Consider the following 14,314-nt stretch of genomic DNA (forward strand, 5'->3'; position numbering starts at 1 on the left):
GATTCAGCCAGGCGCGGGCGCGCTGTCGGCGCCGAGTTCGAGCACGTCGCCACCGCCGGGCAGCAGCCGGTGCGTGGCAATCACGGCCATGCCGCCGTCGCCAAGGTGCGCGTCCAGCAGTTCATGAAAGCGGTTGGCCGACTGGTCGTCGATCGAGGTGAGCGGCTCGTCGAGCAGCCACAGAGGGCGCCGTGCCATGGCGAGCCGGGCCAGCGCGACGCGGCGGCGCTGGCCTTGCGAAAGCGTGCGCACGGGGGCCTGCATCGCCCGCTCCATCCCGAGCCGCGCCAGTGCGGCGCGCACGTCTTCCGATGACGGCCGCAGGCCGGCCAACCGCGCAGCGAAGCGCAGGTTCTCGGTGGCGCTGAGGTCGGTGTCGATGCCGTCGGCATGGCCCAGGTAGGACAGCGACTGCAGGTAGGCGGGATCGCCCGCGCGCACCGGCTCGCCATGCCAGCTCACGGTGCCCTCGGCGGGCGGCAGCAGCCCGCACAGTACGCGCAGCAGCGTGGATTTGCCGCTGCCGTTCGGGCCCATCACCTGCACCAGCCCGCCGGCGCCAAGGGCAAGGTCGATGCCACGGAAGACCGGGCGTCCCGCACGCGAAAATGCCAGCTCGCTGGCCCGCAAAGCCGGGCCGCCGGCAACGCCATCACAGGAGAGCCCGCCAGAACGGATCGGCACGCGCTACTGTTCCTCCGCTTTCGAGACGTCGGGCAGGTGGTGGGCAATGCCCTTGTGGCAGTCGATGCAGGTCTTTTCCTTGTTGGCCAGGTAGGTGGAGTGCATGGCCTGCGCGCGCGGGCTCTGGCGCGTGAAATCCATCGACTGGTAGTCGTGGCAGTTGCGGCATTCGAGCGAATCGTTGGCCTTGAAACGGGCCCATTCGTGCTGGGCAAGCACCAGGCGGTGCTCCTGGAATTTCTCGCGCGTATCGACAGTGCCGAAGATCTTGGCCCACACTTCCTTCGACGCCTGCATCTTGCGCGCCATCTTGCTGGTCCAGTTGTGCGGCACGTGGCAGTCGGAGCATTTGGCGCGCACGCCGCTGCGGTTGGTGAAGTGGATGGTGCCTTGCAGTTCCTGGTAGACGTTGTCGCGCATCTCATGGCAACCCGTGCAGAACTGCTCGGTATTGGTCAGTTCCAGCGCGGTGTTGAACGCGCCCCAGAACACCACCCCGGCAATGAAGCCGCCCAGTGTCAGGAAGCCCAGGCTGAAATAGGCGCTGGGCCGGTTGATGGTCCGCCAGTAGCGCTTGAGGAGGTCCAGCATGGCGCGCCCCTTTTGTTGTTGTCTACTTGCCCGCGCTCTTGGCGCCGGGCTTGCGCTTGAGCAGCGTTTCCACGTCGACGAAGCTGTTGCCTACCAGCGGCTTGGCGTCGGCCTGCGGCACATGGCACTGCGTACAGAAATAGCGACGCGGCGAGACATCGGCCAGCACGTTGTTGTTGCGGTCCATGTAGTGCGTGATGCTGACGGGAATCGCCTGCGTTTCTTCCGTGCGCGTGCGCGCATGGCAGAACATGCAGCGGTTGAAGTCCTTGTCGAGCTGGTAGCCGTCGATCTTGTGCGGGATCGTCGGCGGCTGCATGGTGTAGTTGCGGGTGCGCCGGATGTCCTTGTTCTCGGTCGGGTAGAGGATGGGGGCCTTGCTCTCGCTGGCCACCGGCGTGGGGCCGCGCATGGCGTCCGTCAGGCCCTGCGCGCCGGCGGGCGCGGCCGCGAACATGGCGAACGCGGCCAGCAGCCAGGTACACAAGGCCAGCAGGGGTGCCCAGGATCGGCTCGGCATCATGGCGTCTCCTATTGTGGGTTGGCGTGGGCGGCTACACCTTGACGATCTTTACCGCGCACTTCTTGAAGTCGGTCTGCAGCGAGATCGGGCAGGTTGCATCGAGCGTGACCTTGTTGATGAGCTGGCTGGCGTCGAACCATGGCACGAACACCAGGCCGCGCGGCGGCGCGTCGCGCCCGCGTGTTTCCACGCGCGAGCGCATGCGCCCGCGCCGCGACACCACCTCGACCTCGACGCCGCGCCTTAGCCCCAGTGCCTTGGCATCCTCGGGATGCATGAACACCACGGCGTTCGGGAAGGCGCGGTACAGCTCGGGCACGCGCCGCGTCATCGACCCGGAGTGCCAGTGCTCCAGCACGCGGCCGGTGGCCAGCCAGAACGGGTATTCCTTGTCCGGCGATTCGGCCGGCGGCTCATAGGGCAGCGCGAAGATCACGGCCTTGCCGTCCGGATTGCCGTAGAACTGGAAGCCCGCGCCCGCCTTGACATACGGGTCGCTGCCTTCGCGGTAGCGCCAGAGCGTTTCCTTGCCGTTGACCACGGGCCAGCGCAGGCCGCGTTCCTCGTGGTAACGGTCGAACGGCGCCAGGTCGTGGCCGTGCCCGCGGCCGAAGCTCGCGTACTCTTCGAACAGGCCCTTCTGCACGTAGAAGCCGAACGCCTTGGCCTCGGCATTCTGGTATTCGGCGTTGACTTCCTTGAGCGGGAACTTGTCGACCTGGCCGTTGCGGAAGAGCACGTCGAACAGCGTCTTGCCCTTGTATTCGGGCTTCTTGGCGACCAGCTCGGCCGGCCAGACTTCTTCCACCTTGAAGCGCTTGGAGAACTCCATGAGCTGCCACAGGTCCGAGCGCGAATCGCCCGGCGCATCGACGAGCTGGTGCCAGAACTGCGTGCGGCGCTCGGCGTTGCCGTAGGCGCCTTCCTTTTCCACCCACATCGCGCTGGGCAGGATCAGGTCCGCCGACAGGGCCGTCACGGTCGGGTAGACGTCCGACACGACGATGAAGTTGGCGGGATTGCGGTAGCCCGGCAGGCCTTCCTCCATCAGGTTGGCGGCGGCCTGCATATTGTTGTTGACCTGCACCCAGTAGGCATTGAGCTTGCCGTCCTTGAGCATGCGGTTCTGCAGTACGGCGTGGTAACCCGGTTTTTCGACGATGGTGCCCGGCGGCAGCTTCCAGATGCGCTCGGCTTCCTCGCGGTGCTTCGGGTTGGTGACCACCATGTCGGCCGGCAGCCGGTGCGAGAACGTGCCCACTTCGCGCGCCGTGCCGCAGGCGGACGGTTGCCCGGTCAGCGAGAACGGGCTGTTGCCAGGCGTGGCGATCTTGCCGGTCAGCAGGTGGACGTTGTAGACCATGTTGTTGACCCAGCTGCCGCGCGTATGCTGGTTGAACCCCATGGTCCACAACGACATCACCTTGACATTCGGGTCCGCGTACAGCTCGGCGAGCTGGTTGAGCTTGTCCTTCGGCACCCCGGAAAGTTTGCTGACATAGTCGACGTCGTACTTCGAGACGAACTTCGCGAAGTCGTCGAACGTGATGGGTTTGGAGTCGCCGGGATTGGCGGCGTTCTTCGCGGCCTTCTGCAGCGGATGGTCGGGACGCAGGCCATAGCCGATCTCCGTCACGCCTTCCTTGAAGACCGTGTGCTTGTTGACGAAGTCCTTGTTGACCTTGTTATTGCGGATGATGTAGTTGGCGATGAAGTTCAGCATCGCCAGGTCGGTCTGCGGCGTGAAGATGATGGGGATATCCGCCAGGTCGAACGAACGGTGCGTGAAGGTCGACAGCACGGCCACGCGCGTCTTCGGGTGGCTCAGGCGGCGGTCGGTGATGCGCGTCCACAGGATCGGGTGCATCTCCGCCATGTTCGAGCCCCACAGCACGAACGCGTCGGCGGCTTCGAAATCGTCATAGCAGCCCATTGGCTCGTCCATGCCGAAGGTGCGCATGAAACCCTGCACGGCCGATGCCATGCAATGGCGTGCGTTCGGGTCGATATTGTTGGAGCGGAAGCCCGCCTTATAGAGCTTGGACGCTGCGTAGCCTTCCCACACCGTCCACTGGCCCGAGCCGAACATGCCCACCGCGGTCGGGCCCTTTTCCTTGAGCACGCGCTTGAACTGGCGTTCCATCTCGTCGAACGCCTGGTCCCAGGTGACCGGGGCGAACTCGCCGTTCTTGTCGTACTTGCCATTCTTCATGCGCATGAGCGGCTTGGTCAGCCGGTCCTGCCCGTACATGATCTTCGACAGGAAGTAGCCCTTGACGCAGTTCAGGCCCTTGTTGACTTCGCACTGCGGATCGCCTTGGGTGGCCACCACCTTGTTGTCGCGCACGGCCACGGTGACGCCGCAGCCGGTCCCGCAGAAGCGGCACGGTGCCTTCGACCATTTCAGTTTCGTGACTTCGCTGTCGGTGACGAAGTTGGCGGCCTCGGCGGGCAGCTCGATGCCGGCCACCGACGCCGTTGCCGCGATGGCCGTCTGCTTGATGAATTCCCGACGAGAGACTTTCATTCGGTGATCTCCTCGTTCATGGCTTCGGCGTCTTCGTTGTGCTGGTAGACCAGGGTGGCGGACAGCACGCCTTCAAGCTGGTGAAGGCAGGTGAGCTGTGCAGCGATGGCGCGGGAGGTGGGGGCTTCGACGGTGACGACCATCTTGCCGTTGTCGCTGGCAGCATGGATCTCCACGCCGGTCATGGCTTCGACGGCGGCGCGAACGTGGGGCACGCTTTGAGGATGCGCGTACACCACGATCCCCGCTATATGCCACTCGTCGGTAGACGGGATCAGCCCGATGGGGATGACAGGTTTTGCAGCTGGCATGCGGTCACTCCAGCTAAAGGCCGTTTAATCCTGTGCTGCAGCCTTTTTATTGTTGCCATTAACGCGCTTTCTCGCGGGGTGGCCCGGGTTCAGTGCGAGGGCGGGCCGCTGATCAGCTGGGTCATCCAGACAATGAAGCCATAGCCGGCCACGGTGATGACCGACAGCACCGGCACCATTACCGCGGTGAGGAACAGGAAACTGCGCAGTTCTTCCGTCTTGCGCTGCGGATCTTCAACGCCGCCAGGTTGGATCATGGCTTGATGTAATGGGCAGGGCCTTTCGTACGACAGGCGTGATGTGTGTTACCCATTAAAGATAGCGGGGGGCAAGGAGTCAAGACTGCACTTGCACCGGTGCTGCGGGAGCGCGCGCCAGCAACACTTCACTGCATCGTGCAGAGTGCTTGCGCGGTGGCGCGGTCAGCGTCAGGAAGTGCTGGCCCATGCGGCGCAAACACCGCTCATGGTGTCTGTGTTGTGGCCGGCACGGGATCAGTGGACGTCGTGCATCGCGCCGGCATGCGTCGCGGTCATGGGAATGCGCCTGCCATGCTCGGGCGGAACTGCCGGCCGCATCGCGGCAAGTGCCGCCAGGTCGATGTCGTCCATCCGTGCATCGCACCATGCCGTGCCGTCCCAGCGCTGGAAGCGCAGTTCCGCGAGCGGGACCTGCGTCAGCACGCCAAGCCAGTCGGTCGGGCTGGCGCCCCGGCGCAGCCCGGCCGAGACCATGGACATCGCTTCGGGAATATCGATATCGGCCAGGCGCGTGACGCCCGGCCACGGCACCAGGCGGCTGTCCGCGGCTGGCAGACCGAAGCGGAACAGGCCCTCTTTCTCCGGGAGCGCCATCTTGTTGGCCGGGTGGCGCTTCCAGCCAGTGCGCGCCGTGGATGGCTCCCAGGTCTGCTGCCGCGAGAACCACAGCACGCCCAGTGACGCCGTGGCGTGCAGCGACCGCGCGGGAATCAGCACCGCGGATTCCGCGATGGCCGGCAACCTCGTGCCGACCGTGTAGTGCCAGACGAAGTTGGTGGGTTGCATGATGGTCCTCCTGTTCGAGCCCTCAGCATGGGCGCGAATGCTTGCCGCGACAAGCAAGGTCACGAGGCATTGTGCAATGCGGAATAGTAAGGCGGCGCCGGCGTTGCTCGGAAGGGGCGAGCCGGCGCGGAATGTGGCCGGTTCGCCCCGTCTTTACGGGATAAGCCTGCGGGCGCGGCCGGATAGCGGAGCGGAGGGCTGGCGAGGCGGCAGGACTTAGCGGACCAGCAGGCGCGAACGCACGAAGCCGGCGTGGGCACGCAATGCTCCCATCAGCGCGTCAGACGGCACCCGGTCGAGATCCGTGACTACATAGCCGGTGTGGCCGCGCGTCTGCAGGTGCTGGCCGTTGATGTTGACGCCGTCCTGTGCCAGCAGCGTGTTGAGCGCGGCCAGCGCGCCGGGCGCGTTGCTGTGGATGTTGAGCAGGCGCGCCGGCGCGTGCAGCGGACCCGGGTCGACTTCCGGGAAATTCACCGCGCCGATCGTGCCGCCGGTATTCAGGAAGTTCAGCAGCTTGGCGGCCACCTCGGTGCCGATGTTCTCCTGCGCCTCCTCGGTGCTGCCGCCGATATGCGGCGTCAGCAGGACGTTGGGCAACTGCTGCAGCGGGCTGGCAAACGGATCGTTGTTGGTCTTGGGCTCTTCGGGGAAGACGTCGATCGCGGCGCCGCCCAGGCGCTTGTCGCGCAGCGCCGCCGCCAGCGCATCGATGTCCACCACGGTCCCGCGCGAGGCATTGATCAGGATCGCGCCGGGCTTGAAGCGGGCGAGCACGTCCGCGTTGATCATATTGCGCGTGCGCGCCGTGGCGGGTACGTGCAGCGTGACCACGTCCGCCTGCGACACGGCCTCCTCCAGCGTGCCCGCCGCGCGCGCCGAGCCGAGCGACAGCCTGGCCAGCACGTCGTAGTACACCACGCGCATGCCCATCGACTCGGCCAGCACGCCGACCTGCGAGCCGATATTGCCGTAGCCGACGATGGCAATGGTCTTGCCGCGCGCTTCGAACGCGCCGCTGGCCCCCTTGGCCCACTTGCCCGCGTGCGCGAGCGCATTCTTCTCCGGGATCTTGCGCAGCAGCATCACGGCTTCGGACACGACCAGTTCGGCCACCGACCGCGTATTGGAGAACGGCGCATTGAAGACCGGAATGCCCGCCGCCGTCGCGGCGTCCAGGTCGACCTGCGAGGTGCCGATGCAGAAGCAGCCGATGCTGAGCAGGTCTGGTGCGCTGCGGATGTCGTCCGCGCGCAGGTGCGTGGCGGAGCGGATGCCCACCAGATCATGGCTGGACAGCGCCTGGCGCAGTTCGTCGCCGGCCAGCGCGCCGCTGCGGCGTTCGACCGTCAGGCTGGCTTCGCCGAGGCGCGCCGCGGCGCTTGGGTGGATGTTTTCGAGCAGGATCGCAGTGGTCACGTTCAGGTTCCGCGCAAGTAGAGATCAGGGAAGCCGCGCGCAATCCTCGCTGCGTCGCGGCAAGGCCTATTCTGCGCGAAAACGCCGCCACGGTCCCGGAGCCCCTTCCGCCAACGTTGGCTCCCCCGGGGGTGCGCACCGCTAGCGCGAACGTCCGCGGCGGTCGCCGCCGAGCGGGTCGACGATGATCATGGTCTGCTGCAGCACGCCGTTTTCGTCGAAGTAGCAGCTGAAATGCGCGGTCTGGTAGCCCGCCTGATACATCCTGTAGGTCCAGGCCTCGCGCTTCATCAGCGGGTAGTACTGGGTGGGCTCGCGTGGCATGCCGAAGCGTTCGAGCACATCCTGCTTGGTCCACGCGCCGACCTGCGCCTGATAGATTTCAGCTTCCGTCAGCATCTGCCGATAGCTGACCAGCTTGCCGGTGGCGTCAAAGTCCGCGGCATAGACCGTATGGCCGAGCGGCTGCCCGGAGTAGAGCCAGCGCGACGTGCCGTTCGGAAACCGGAAGGTATCGGTGGGCTCCCCGAAGGTACTGCGCACGGTACTCTGGTCGCTGCCGATCAGCCGCTGGCCTGTCTGTTCCGGTTGCAGCGCCGTGCAGGCGCCCAGGGTCAAGGCTGCCACGCACGCCAGCGAGGCCATGGTTGCCAGGCGGATTCTCATGAAGGGCTCCGGGCGGGGAGATCCCGCATGGCGGGATTGTCCGGCCTGCGTAGCGGTGTGCGCAATAGGCCTGCGTCGCCGCGACGAAGGCCGTGCAGGCCCGGCGCTACCCTTCGACTTCGCTGCGGATCAGCAGCACCGGCCGGCTGCTCTTGCCGACCACGCCCTCGGAAACGCTGCCCATCAGCAGGCGCCGCACGCCGCGCCGGCCGTGGGTGCCAAGTACGATCAGGTCGGCGCTCCAGGCATCGGCCTGGGCGACGATGGTCGCGGAGATCTGGCCGGGGGCCACCGGCTTTTCGACAAGCTGGGTGGTATGCGTGATGCCGGCTGTCTCCAGCTTGCCCGCGGCCTCCGTCAGGACCTTGCGGCCGAAGGCGCGGATGCTTTCCATCAGGGCCCTGGCGTCGAAGTAGGCGACATCGAAGAAGGCGTCGCTGTCGTCGGCCACGAACAGGGCCTTGACCTCGGCGCCGGTGGCCGTGGCCAGGAGGATGGCCTGGCTCAATGCGAGGTCGGAAGACTGGCTGCCATCTACGGCCAGCAGGATGCGCTGATACATGGGGAACCTCCGGTGAGTCGTGGCGAGTCGTCGGGAACGGCAAATCGGATCAGGCGCCGCGTGGGCGCTTCTGGTTCAGCGTAGTCGCCGCGGACGATGGCGGGTTGACCGGCATCAAGCTTTGAGTTGGCCGGGGCGGAACAGGATCGCCGGGGTGGCACAGGGCGCGGGATCACGCCTGGGCCGTGCCGCCTTGATACCGATCAAGCATCGTGGCGCGCCAATGCCTACACTGGTTCACGCCTTGGCTCGACTGACGCCGGGCCGGATCTCACGCATTTCCACGGAGCAATGAGCGGATGGACTACAAGACGATCCTTGTCGAGCTGGGCGACGACCCCGCACGCGCGGCGCGCCTGGAAGCCGCACTGGCATTGTGCCGGCGCTTCGGCGCCGGGCTGGTGGGGCTGACCGCAACCGGCATGCGGCTGGAGCCATTCCGCGGCGCCGGCGACGAAGCGGGACGGTATGCCGACCAGGCCGCGGCGGCGCTGCAGCGCACCGTCGACGAAAACCTGGCAACGCTGCGGGCCGCGATGGCGTCGTCAGCCAGTGCCGCGCCGTACCGCCATGTGGTGGTCGAGGCCGAGCCCGGTTGGGCGCTGGCAACGGAAGGCCGCTTTGCGGACCTGATCCTGCCGCCGCCATGGCAGGCTGGCGACAACGCCCCGCCGCTGATGGCGGAGCAAGCCGAGTATGCGCTGCTGAATGCGGGGCGTCCGGTCCTGCTGGTGCCTGCCGGCGCCACGCTGGCACCGCAAGGGCATGTGCTGGTGGGCTGGGACGGCAGCCAGCCGGCCGCGCGCGCGGTGAGCGACGCGCTTCCGCTGCTGGCACAGGCGTCCGCCGTGACGGCCGTGGTGGTGGCCGGCGACGGTGGTGAAGACGAGCAGCAAGCGGGTGGCGAACGCCTGCTGCAATGGCTGGCCGCCCATGGGGTGGCCGCCTGGCTGCGCGTGCAGCGGGGTGGACAGCCGGGGGAAGTGCTGCTGCGGCTGACGCGGGAACTGAATGCGGGTTTGCTGGTGGCCGGCGGCTATGGCCGCAGCCGGCTGCGCGAGCGCATGCTGGGCGGCACCACGCGCACGCTGGTGCGGCACACCGGCGTGCCGCTGTTCCTGTCGCATTGAGCCGATTGAAGCAATCGAGCCGCGCACCGGCGTTGCCAGCCGGCGCACGGACGCTTGCCTCACGCGGGCAGGAAGCCTTCGACCGTCAGGTAGCGCTCGCCGGTGTCATAGTTGAAGCCGAGCACGCGTGCGCCGGCCGGAAGCTCGGACAGCTTGGCGGCAATGGCAGCCAGGGTCGCTCCGGAGGAAATGCCGACCAGGATGCCTTCTTCGCTCGCGCAGCGGCGCGCCATGTCGCGGGCCGGCTCGGCATCCACCTGGATCACGCCATCGAGCAGGCCGGTCTTCAGGTTGGCCGGGATAAAGCCGGCGCCGATGCCCTGGATCGGATGGGGCGCGGGGGCGCCGCCGGAAATCACCGGCGATGCCGTGGGCTCGACGGCGAACACCTTGAGCTGCGGCCAGTTCTGCTTGAGTACTTGCGCGCAGCCGGAAAGATGGCCGCCAGTGCCGACACCGGTGACCAGCACGTCGAGACCCTCGGGGAAGTCCGCCAGGATTTCCTGCGCGGTGGTCCGGGCGTGAACGTCAATATTGGCCGCGTTCTCGAACTGCTGGGGCATCCAGGCGCCGGGAATGGCGGCGATCAGTTCCTCCGCGCGGGCAATCGCGCCCTTCATGCCTTTCTCGCGCGGGGTCAGGTCGAAGGTCGCGCCGTAGGCCAGCATCAGGCGGCGGCGCTCGATGGACATGCTCTCCGGCATCACCAGGATCAGCTTGTAGCCCTTGACCGCCGCCACCATCGCCAGGCCGATACCGGTATTGCCCGAGGTCGGCTCGACAATCGTGCCGCCCGGCTTGAGCACGCCACGGCGTTCAGCATCCTCCACCATCGCCAGCGCGATGCGGTCCTTGATCGAGCCGCCCGGGTTGGACCGTTCCGACTTGATCCAGACCTCGTGGCCTTTGCCGAACAGCCGGTTGATGCGGATATGCGGCGTATTGCCGATGGTTTGCAGGATGTTGACTGCCTTCATGTTTTCTCCGGGATGGGTGCAGCGGCGTGCCGCTGCGCAAATGCGGACCATCCGGGATTCTATTGAAATTTCCGCTACGGCTCCCGCTGTGCGGACCTGGGCGGCCGCTTCCCATGCGCTTCCCGGCCGCTTCCGTACCCGCCCGTCTCCCCGGCGTTCACGGATAATGACGACGGGCCGCACCCAGGGATCGTCCGCGTGCCCTGATGGAACCGGTTGGAAGGAGGGGGGATGGAGCTCAGGCAGTTGCGGTATTTTCTGCAGGTCGTCGAACTCGGCAGCATGGGGCAGGCCGCGCAGAAGCTGGGCGTGGTCACGTCGGCGCTCAGCCAGCAGATCAGTCGCCTGGAGGGTGAACTTTCCACGCGCCTGCTGCGGCGCACGTCGACGGGCGTGGTGCCGACGGATGCCGGCCTGGCGTTCTGGCGACAGGCGCAGCTGGCGGTGCGCCATGCCGACGACGCGGTGCGCGCCGCCCAGCTTGCGAGGCTCTCCGGCCATGTCAGCGTGGGCATGGCGCCGAGCACCATCAGCGTGCTGGGCCTGCCCTTCATGCAGGCCATGCGCGAACGCTACCCCGACATCCGCCTGCACCTCGTGGAGAGCCTGTCCGGCAACCTGGCGACGATGATCGGCACCCGCCAGCTCGACCTCGCAGTCCTGTTCCAGGCGGAAGGGCACCATCGCTGGAGCCTTGCACCGCTGCTGACGGAGCGCCTGTTCCTGATCGGCCGTGACGACATGCCGGGTCTGCCGGCAGGCAAGACCGCCAGGCTCGCGCAGCTGCGCGGGCTACCGCTGATCCTGCCGAGCAGCCCGCACGGGCTGCGTTCCGTACTCGATGCGGCCTTCGCGCGAGGCCGCCATCCGCCCAACGTCGTGGCCGAAATCGATGGCCTGGCCATGCTGATGGATGCTGTGCGTGCCGGCCTTGGCGCCACGGTGCAGCCCGGGGCGGCGGTCGCGCGGCTCGGGGGCGAACCCCTGGCCATGATCCCCATTGCCGACGCCACGGTGCGGCGCCCGAACCTGCTGGCCAGCCTGTCGGACGACGAGCTGTCTCCCGCGGGCCTGGCCGCGCGCGGCACGCTGGCCGCGGTGGCCCGCGACCTGGTGCGGGCCGGCCGCTGGCCCGGGGCTACCCTTCACGATTCGTAAACACCCGTTGCCCGATCCGTTCTGGCGGGGCATCGGGCGGCTCAGTACAGTCGCCGCCAACAACGGAGACTGTACTGATGTGGGACGTACTCGTAATCGGCGGGGGCAACGCAGCCCTGTGCGCCGCGCTCATGGCACGCGAGGCCGGGGCCAGCGTGCTGCTGCTGGAAGCCGCCCCCAGGGCCTGGCGCGGCGGCAATTCCCAGCACACGCGCAACCTGCGTTGCATGCACGACGCCCCGCAGGACGTGCTGGTCGACAGCTACCCGGAAGAGGAATACTGGCAGGACCTGCTCAAGGTCACCGGCGGCATCACCAATGAGGCGCTGGCGCGCCTGGTCATCCGCGCTTCGTCGACCTGCCGCCCCTGGATGCGCCGCCATGGCGTGCATTTCCAGCCGCCGCTCTCGGGCGCGCTGCACGTGGCCCGCACCAATGCCTTTTTCATGGGCGGCGGCAAGGCGCTGGTGAATGCCTACTACCGCAGCGCCGAGGCCATGGGCGTACAGATCCGCTACGAGACGCCCGTCGATGCCATTGAACTCGACGGTGGCCACTTCGTGGCCGCGCGCAGTGGCGACAAGCGCTTCGAGGCGCGCGCGTGCGTGCTGGCGGCGGGTGGCTTCGAATCGAATCGCGACTGGCTGCGCGAAGCGTGGGGCCGGAACGAGCGCGGCGAATGGCCGGCCGACAATTTCCTGATCCGCGGCACGCGCTTCAATATGGGCGTGCTGCTCAAACACATGATCGAGGCCGGCGCCGACCCGATCGGCGATCCGTCGCAGTCGCACTGCGTGGCCATCGACGCGCGGGCACCGCTGTATGACGGCGGCATCTGCACGCGCATCGACTGCGTGTCGCTGGGCGTGGTGGTCAATTGCGACGCCGAGCGCTTCTACGACGAAGGCGAGGACTTCTGGCCCAAGCGCTACGCCATCTGGGGCCGGCTGGTGGCCCAGCAGCCCGGCCAGATTGCCTACTCGGTCATCGACGCCAAGGCCGTCGGCCGCTTCATGCCGCCGGTGTTTCCCGGCACGGTGGCCGACAACCTGCCGGAACTGGCCCGCAAGCTGGGCCTGCCCGAGCAGGCCTTCGTGGACAGCGTGGCGGCCTACAACGCCGCCTGCCGCAACGGCACCTTCGACCACACCACGCTGGACGATTGCCGCACGGAAGGCCTGGTGCCGCCGAAGACGCACTGGGCGCGGCCCATCGACACCGCGCCGTTCTACGGCTACGCGCTGCGGCCCGGCATCACCTTCACCTACCTGGGCCTCAGGGTCGACCGGCACGCCGCAGTCCATTTCGGCGGACAGCCCAGCGACAACCTGTTCGTGGCCGGCGAGATGATGGCCGGCAACGTGCTGGGCAAGGGCTATACGGCGGGGGTCGGCATGTCGATCGGCACCGCATTCGGCCGCATCGCCGGGACCCGGGCAGCGCGGGCGGCCGCGCAATCGAAAGGAGCGCAACGTGAAGCAGCTTGAAGCGCTGGTGCGCGAGGCCGGCGAACAAGCCGCTGGCGGCATGGCCCCGCAAGGCAAGGGAGGCCGGAAGACCCTCCCCATCCGGGTGCTGCCCCTGAGCGGCAATGAAGCCGAGGTGGCCCGGCAGATGCAGATCTGCAATGCCTGCCGCTACTGCGAGGGTTTTTGCGCCGTGTTCCCCGCCATGACACGAAGGCTTTCCTTCGGCAAGGCGGACGTGAACTACCTGGCCAACCTGTGCCACAACTGCGGTGCCTGTTATCACGCCTGCCAGTACGCGCCGCCACATGAATTCGCGGTGAATGTGCCGCAGGCAATGGCCCGGGTGCGCGGAGAGACCTATGCCGAGTATGCGTGGCCGGCGCCGCTGGGCGCGCTCTACCGGCGCAATGGCCTGACCGTGGCGCTGGCGCTGGCGTTCGGCCTGGCGCTGTTCCTGCTGCTTGCCGTCGCGCGGCAAGGCGCGCTTTGGCATGCGCCGCTGGCGGGCAACTTCTACGCGATCTTCCCGCACAACATGATGGCCGCGATGTTCGGCGCGGTCTTCGGCTTTGCGGTGATGTCGCTGGGCATCGGGGTGCGGAGGTTCTGGCGCGACGTTTCGCCGGGGCACGCCAACGCGCCGGCAGTCGGCGAAGCCGCGCGCGACGCGCTCACGCTCAGGTACCTGGACGGCGGTCACGGTCAGGGCTGCAACGAGCTGGACGACCGCTTCACGCTGGCACGCCGCCGCTTCCATCACCTGACGTTCTACGGCTTCATGGCGTGCTTTGCGTCAACCGCCGTGGCCACGCTGTACCACTACGTGCTGGGGCTGCACGCACCGTATCCGGTGGCCAGCCTGCCGGTGATGCTTGGCATTGCCGGCGGCATCGGGCTGCTCACCGGGCCGGCCGGGCTGCTGTGGCTGAACCTGCGGCGCGACCCGGGCCGCGGCGATGCGGCCCAGCGTCCCATGGACCGCGGCTTCATCGCGCTGCTGCTGCTCACCGCGATTTCCGGCATGGCCCTGCTGGCCGGTCGCAATACCGGCGCCATGGCCTTGCTGCTGGCCATGCACCTGGGCGTGGTGATGGCGCTCTTCGCCACGCTGCCGTTTGGCAAGTTCGCGCACGGCATTTACCGCTGCGCGGCACTGCTCAAGTCCGCGATCGAGAAGCGTCAGCCCAGTTCGTTGCAGCTCGGCTCGGACTGAAGCCTGCGACACCGACAAGAAAACCATCGATTCCCAAG

At 67.3% G+C, this 14,314-nt stretch carries 15 protein-coding genes; 4 read left to right on the top strand and 11 right to left on the bottom strand.

Going from position 1 to position 14,314, the window contains the following annotated elements; translation table 11 throughout:
* Positions 1-3: 3 nt before the first annotated feature.
* The 10 genes from ccmA to KHO22_RS08790 all read right to left on the bottom strand — a co-directional run bounded on the left by ccmA (position 4) and on the right by KHO22_RS08790 (position 8,329).
* Positions 4-684: a cytochrome c biogenesis heme-transporting ATPase CcmA gene (gene ccmA, locus KHO22_RS08745; RefSeq protein WP_211946720.1), complete on the bottom strand. Its 681-nt coding sequence runs from the start codon at positions 682-684 to the stop codon at positions 4-6.
* A 3-nt stretch (positions 685-687) separates the two neighbouring features.
* Positions 688-1,275 (bottom strand): NapC/NirT family cytochrome c, encoded by a 588-nt coding sequence (locus KHO22_RS08750; RefSeq protein WP_211946721.1) that lies wholly within the window; start codon positions 1,273-1,275, stop codon positions 688-690.
* A gap of 22 nt (positions 1,276-1,297) precedes the next feature.
* Positions 1,298-1,798, bottom strand: a complete 501-nt coding sequence (locus tag KHO22_RS08755; protein WP_211946722.1) for a nitrate reductase cytochrome c-type subunit — start codon at positions 1,796-1,798, stop codon at positions 1,298-1,300.
* A gap of 31 nt (positions 1,799-1,829) precedes the next feature.
* Positions 1,830-4,325: a periplasmic nitrate reductase subunit alpha gene (gene napA, locus KHO22_RS08760; protein ID WP_211946723.1), complete on the bottom strand. Its 2,496-nt coding sequence runs from the start codon at positions 4,323-4,325 to the stop codon at positions 1,830-1,832.
* On the bottom strand, positions 4,322-4,636 hold the full coding sequence (locus tag KHO22_RS08765) for a chaperone NapD (protein WP_211946724.1): 315 nt from the start codon (positions 4,634-4,636) through the stop codon (positions 4,322-4,324). The genes napA and KHO22_RS08765 overlap by 4 nt, the downstream gene beginning before the upstream one ends.
* An 89-nt stretch (positions 4,637-4,725) precedes the next feature.
* Positions 4,726-4,893 (bottom strand): periplasmic nitrate reductase, NapE protein, encoded by a 168-nt coding sequence (napE, locus tag KHO22_RS08770; RefSeq protein ID WP_211946725.1) that lies wholly within the window; start codon positions 4,891-4,893, stop codon positions 4,726-4,728.
* A gap of 237 nt (positions 4,894-5,130) precedes the next feature.
* A complete protein-coding gene (locus KHO22_RS08775; RefSeq protein WP_230426799.1) occupies positions 5,131-5,682 on the bottom strand; it encodes a hypothetical protein in 552 nt (183 codons plus the stop codon).
* A 216-nt stretch (positions 5,683-5,898) separates the two neighbouring features.
* Positions 5,899-7,107 (bottom strand): phosphoglycerate dehydrogenase, encoded by a 1,209-nt coding sequence (gene serA, locus KHO22_RS08780; RefSeq protein ID WP_338031331.1) that lies wholly within the window; start codon positions 7,105-7,107, stop codon positions 5,899-5,901.
* Between the two features lie 135 nt (positions 7,108-7,242).
* Positions 7,243-7,767, bottom strand: a complete 525-nt coding sequence (locus KHO22_RS08785) for a hypothetical protein (RefSeq protein ID WP_211946728.1) — start codon at positions 7,765-7,767, stop codon at positions 7,243-7,245.
* Positions 7,768-7,873: 106 nt separating this feature from the next.
* On the bottom strand, positions 7,874-8,329 hold the full coding sequence (locus KHO22_RS08790; protein WP_211946729.1) for a universal stress protein: 456 nt from the start codon (positions 8,327-8,329) through the stop codon (positions 7,874-7,876).
* A gap of 299 nt (positions 8,330-8,628) precedes the next feature.
* Here KHO22_RS08790 and KHO22_RS08795 point away from each other — a divergent pair, with 299 nt between their 5' ends.
* The gene (locus tag KHO22_RS08795) at positions 8,629-9,459 is read left to right on the top strand and encodes a universal stress protein (protein WP_211946730.1); all 831 of its coding nucleotides are present in this window, start codon (positions 8,629-8,631) and stop codon (positions 9,457-9,459) included.
* Positions 9,460-9,518: 59 nt separating this feature from the next.
* Here the strand turns inward: KHO22_RS08795 and cysK are convergent, their stop codons facing one another.
* Positions 9,519-10,436, bottom strand: a complete 918-nt coding sequence (cysK, locus tag KHO22_RS08800; protein WP_211946731.1) for a cysteine synthase A — start codon at positions 10,434-10,436, stop codon at positions 9,519-9,521.
* Positions 10,437-10,667: 231 nt separating this feature from the next.
* On the opposite strand from cysK, the gene KHO22_RS08805 reads away from it, so the two are divergent.
* The 3 genes from KHO22_RS08805 (at position 10,668) to tcuB (ending at position 14,276) form a co-directional block, all read left to right on the top strand.
* The gene (locus tag KHO22_RS08805) at positions 10,668-11,594 is read left to right on the top strand and encodes a LysR family transcriptional regulator (protein ID WP_211946732.1); all 927 of its coding nucleotides are present in this window, start codon (positions 10,668-10,670) and stop codon (positions 11,592-11,594) included.
* Between the two features lie 77 nt (positions 11,595-11,671).
* A complete protein-coding gene (gene tcuA, locus KHO22_RS08810; RefSeq protein WP_211946733.1) occupies positions 11,672-13,081 on the top strand; it encodes an FAD-dependent tricarballylate dehydrogenase TcuA in 1,410 nt (469 codons plus the stop codon).
* Positions 13,068-14,276 carry a tricarballylate utilization 4Fe-4S protein TcuB gene (tcuB, locus tag KHO22_RS08815; RefSeq protein WP_211946734.1) on the top strand — a complete coding sequence of 403 codons (1,209 nt, stop codon included), beginning with the start codon at positions 13,068-13,070 and terminating at the stop codon, positions 14,274-14,276. Before tcuA ends, tcuB begins: the two co-directional genes overlap by 14 nt.
* Positions 14,277-14,314: the final 38 nt, after the last annotated feature.

Origin of the sequence: Cupriavidus yeoncheonensis (genome assembly GCF_905397275.1) — a bacterium.
GTDB classification, from domain to species: domain Bacteria; phylum Pseudomonadota; class Gammaproteobacteria; order Burkholderiales; family Burkholderiaceae; genus Cupriavidus; species Cupriavidus yeoncheonensis.

What these genes read in the sequence shown, in the direction of transcription:
- KHO22_RS08750 (WP_211946721.1), bottom strand. Translation starts at nt 1,275, where the DNA reads ATGCTGGACCTCCTCAAGCGCTACTGGCGGACCATCAACCGGCCCAGC.
- KHO22_RS08755 (WP_211946722.1), bottom strand. Translation starts at nt 1,798, where the DNA reads ATGATGCCGAGCCGATCCTGGGCACCCCTGCTGGCCTTGTGTACCTGG.
- napA (WP_211946723.1), bottom strand. Translation starts at nt 4,325, where the DNA reads ATGAAAGTCTCTCGTCGGGAATTCATCAAGCAGACGGCCATCGCGGCA.
- KHO22_RS08765 (WP_211946724.1), bottom strand. Translation starts at nt 4,636, where the DNA reads ATGCCAGCTGCAAAACCTGTCATCCCCATCGGGCTGATCCCGTCTACC.
- napE (WP_211946725.1), bottom strand. Translation starts at nt 4,893, where the DNA reads ATGATCCAACCTGGCGGCGTTGAAGATCCGCAGCGCAAGACGGAAGAA.
- KHO22_RS08775 (WP_230426799.1), bottom strand. Translation starts at nt 5,682, where the DNA reads ATGCAACCCACCAACTTCGTCTGGCACTACACGGTCGGCACGAGGTTG.
- KHO22_RS08785 (WP_211946728.1), bottom strand. Translation starts at nt 7,767, where the DNA reads ATGAGAATCCGCCTGGCAACCATGGCCTCGCTGGCGTGCGTGGCAGCC.
- KHO22_RS08790 (WP_211946729.1), bottom strand. Translation starts at nt 8,329, where the DNA reads ATGTATCAGCGCATCCTGCTGGCCGTAGATGGCAGCCAGTCTTCCGAC.
- KHO22_RS08795 (WP_211946730.1), top strand. Translation starts at nt 8,629, where the DNA reads ATGGACTACAAGACGATCCTTGTCGAGCTGGGCGACGACCCCGCACGC.
- cysK (WP_211946731.1), bottom strand. Translation starts at nt 10,436, where the DNA reads ATGAAGGCAGTCAACATCCTGCAAACCATCGGCAATACGCCGCATATC.
- KHO22_RS08805 (WP_211946732.1), top strand. Translation starts at nt 10,668, where the DNA reads ATGGAGCTCAGGCAGTTGCGGTATTTTCTGCAGGTCGTCGAACTCGGC.
- tcuA (WP_211946733.1), top strand. Translation starts at nt 11,672, where the DNA reads ATGTGGGACGTACTCGTAATCGGCGGGGGCAACGCAGCCCTGTGCGCC.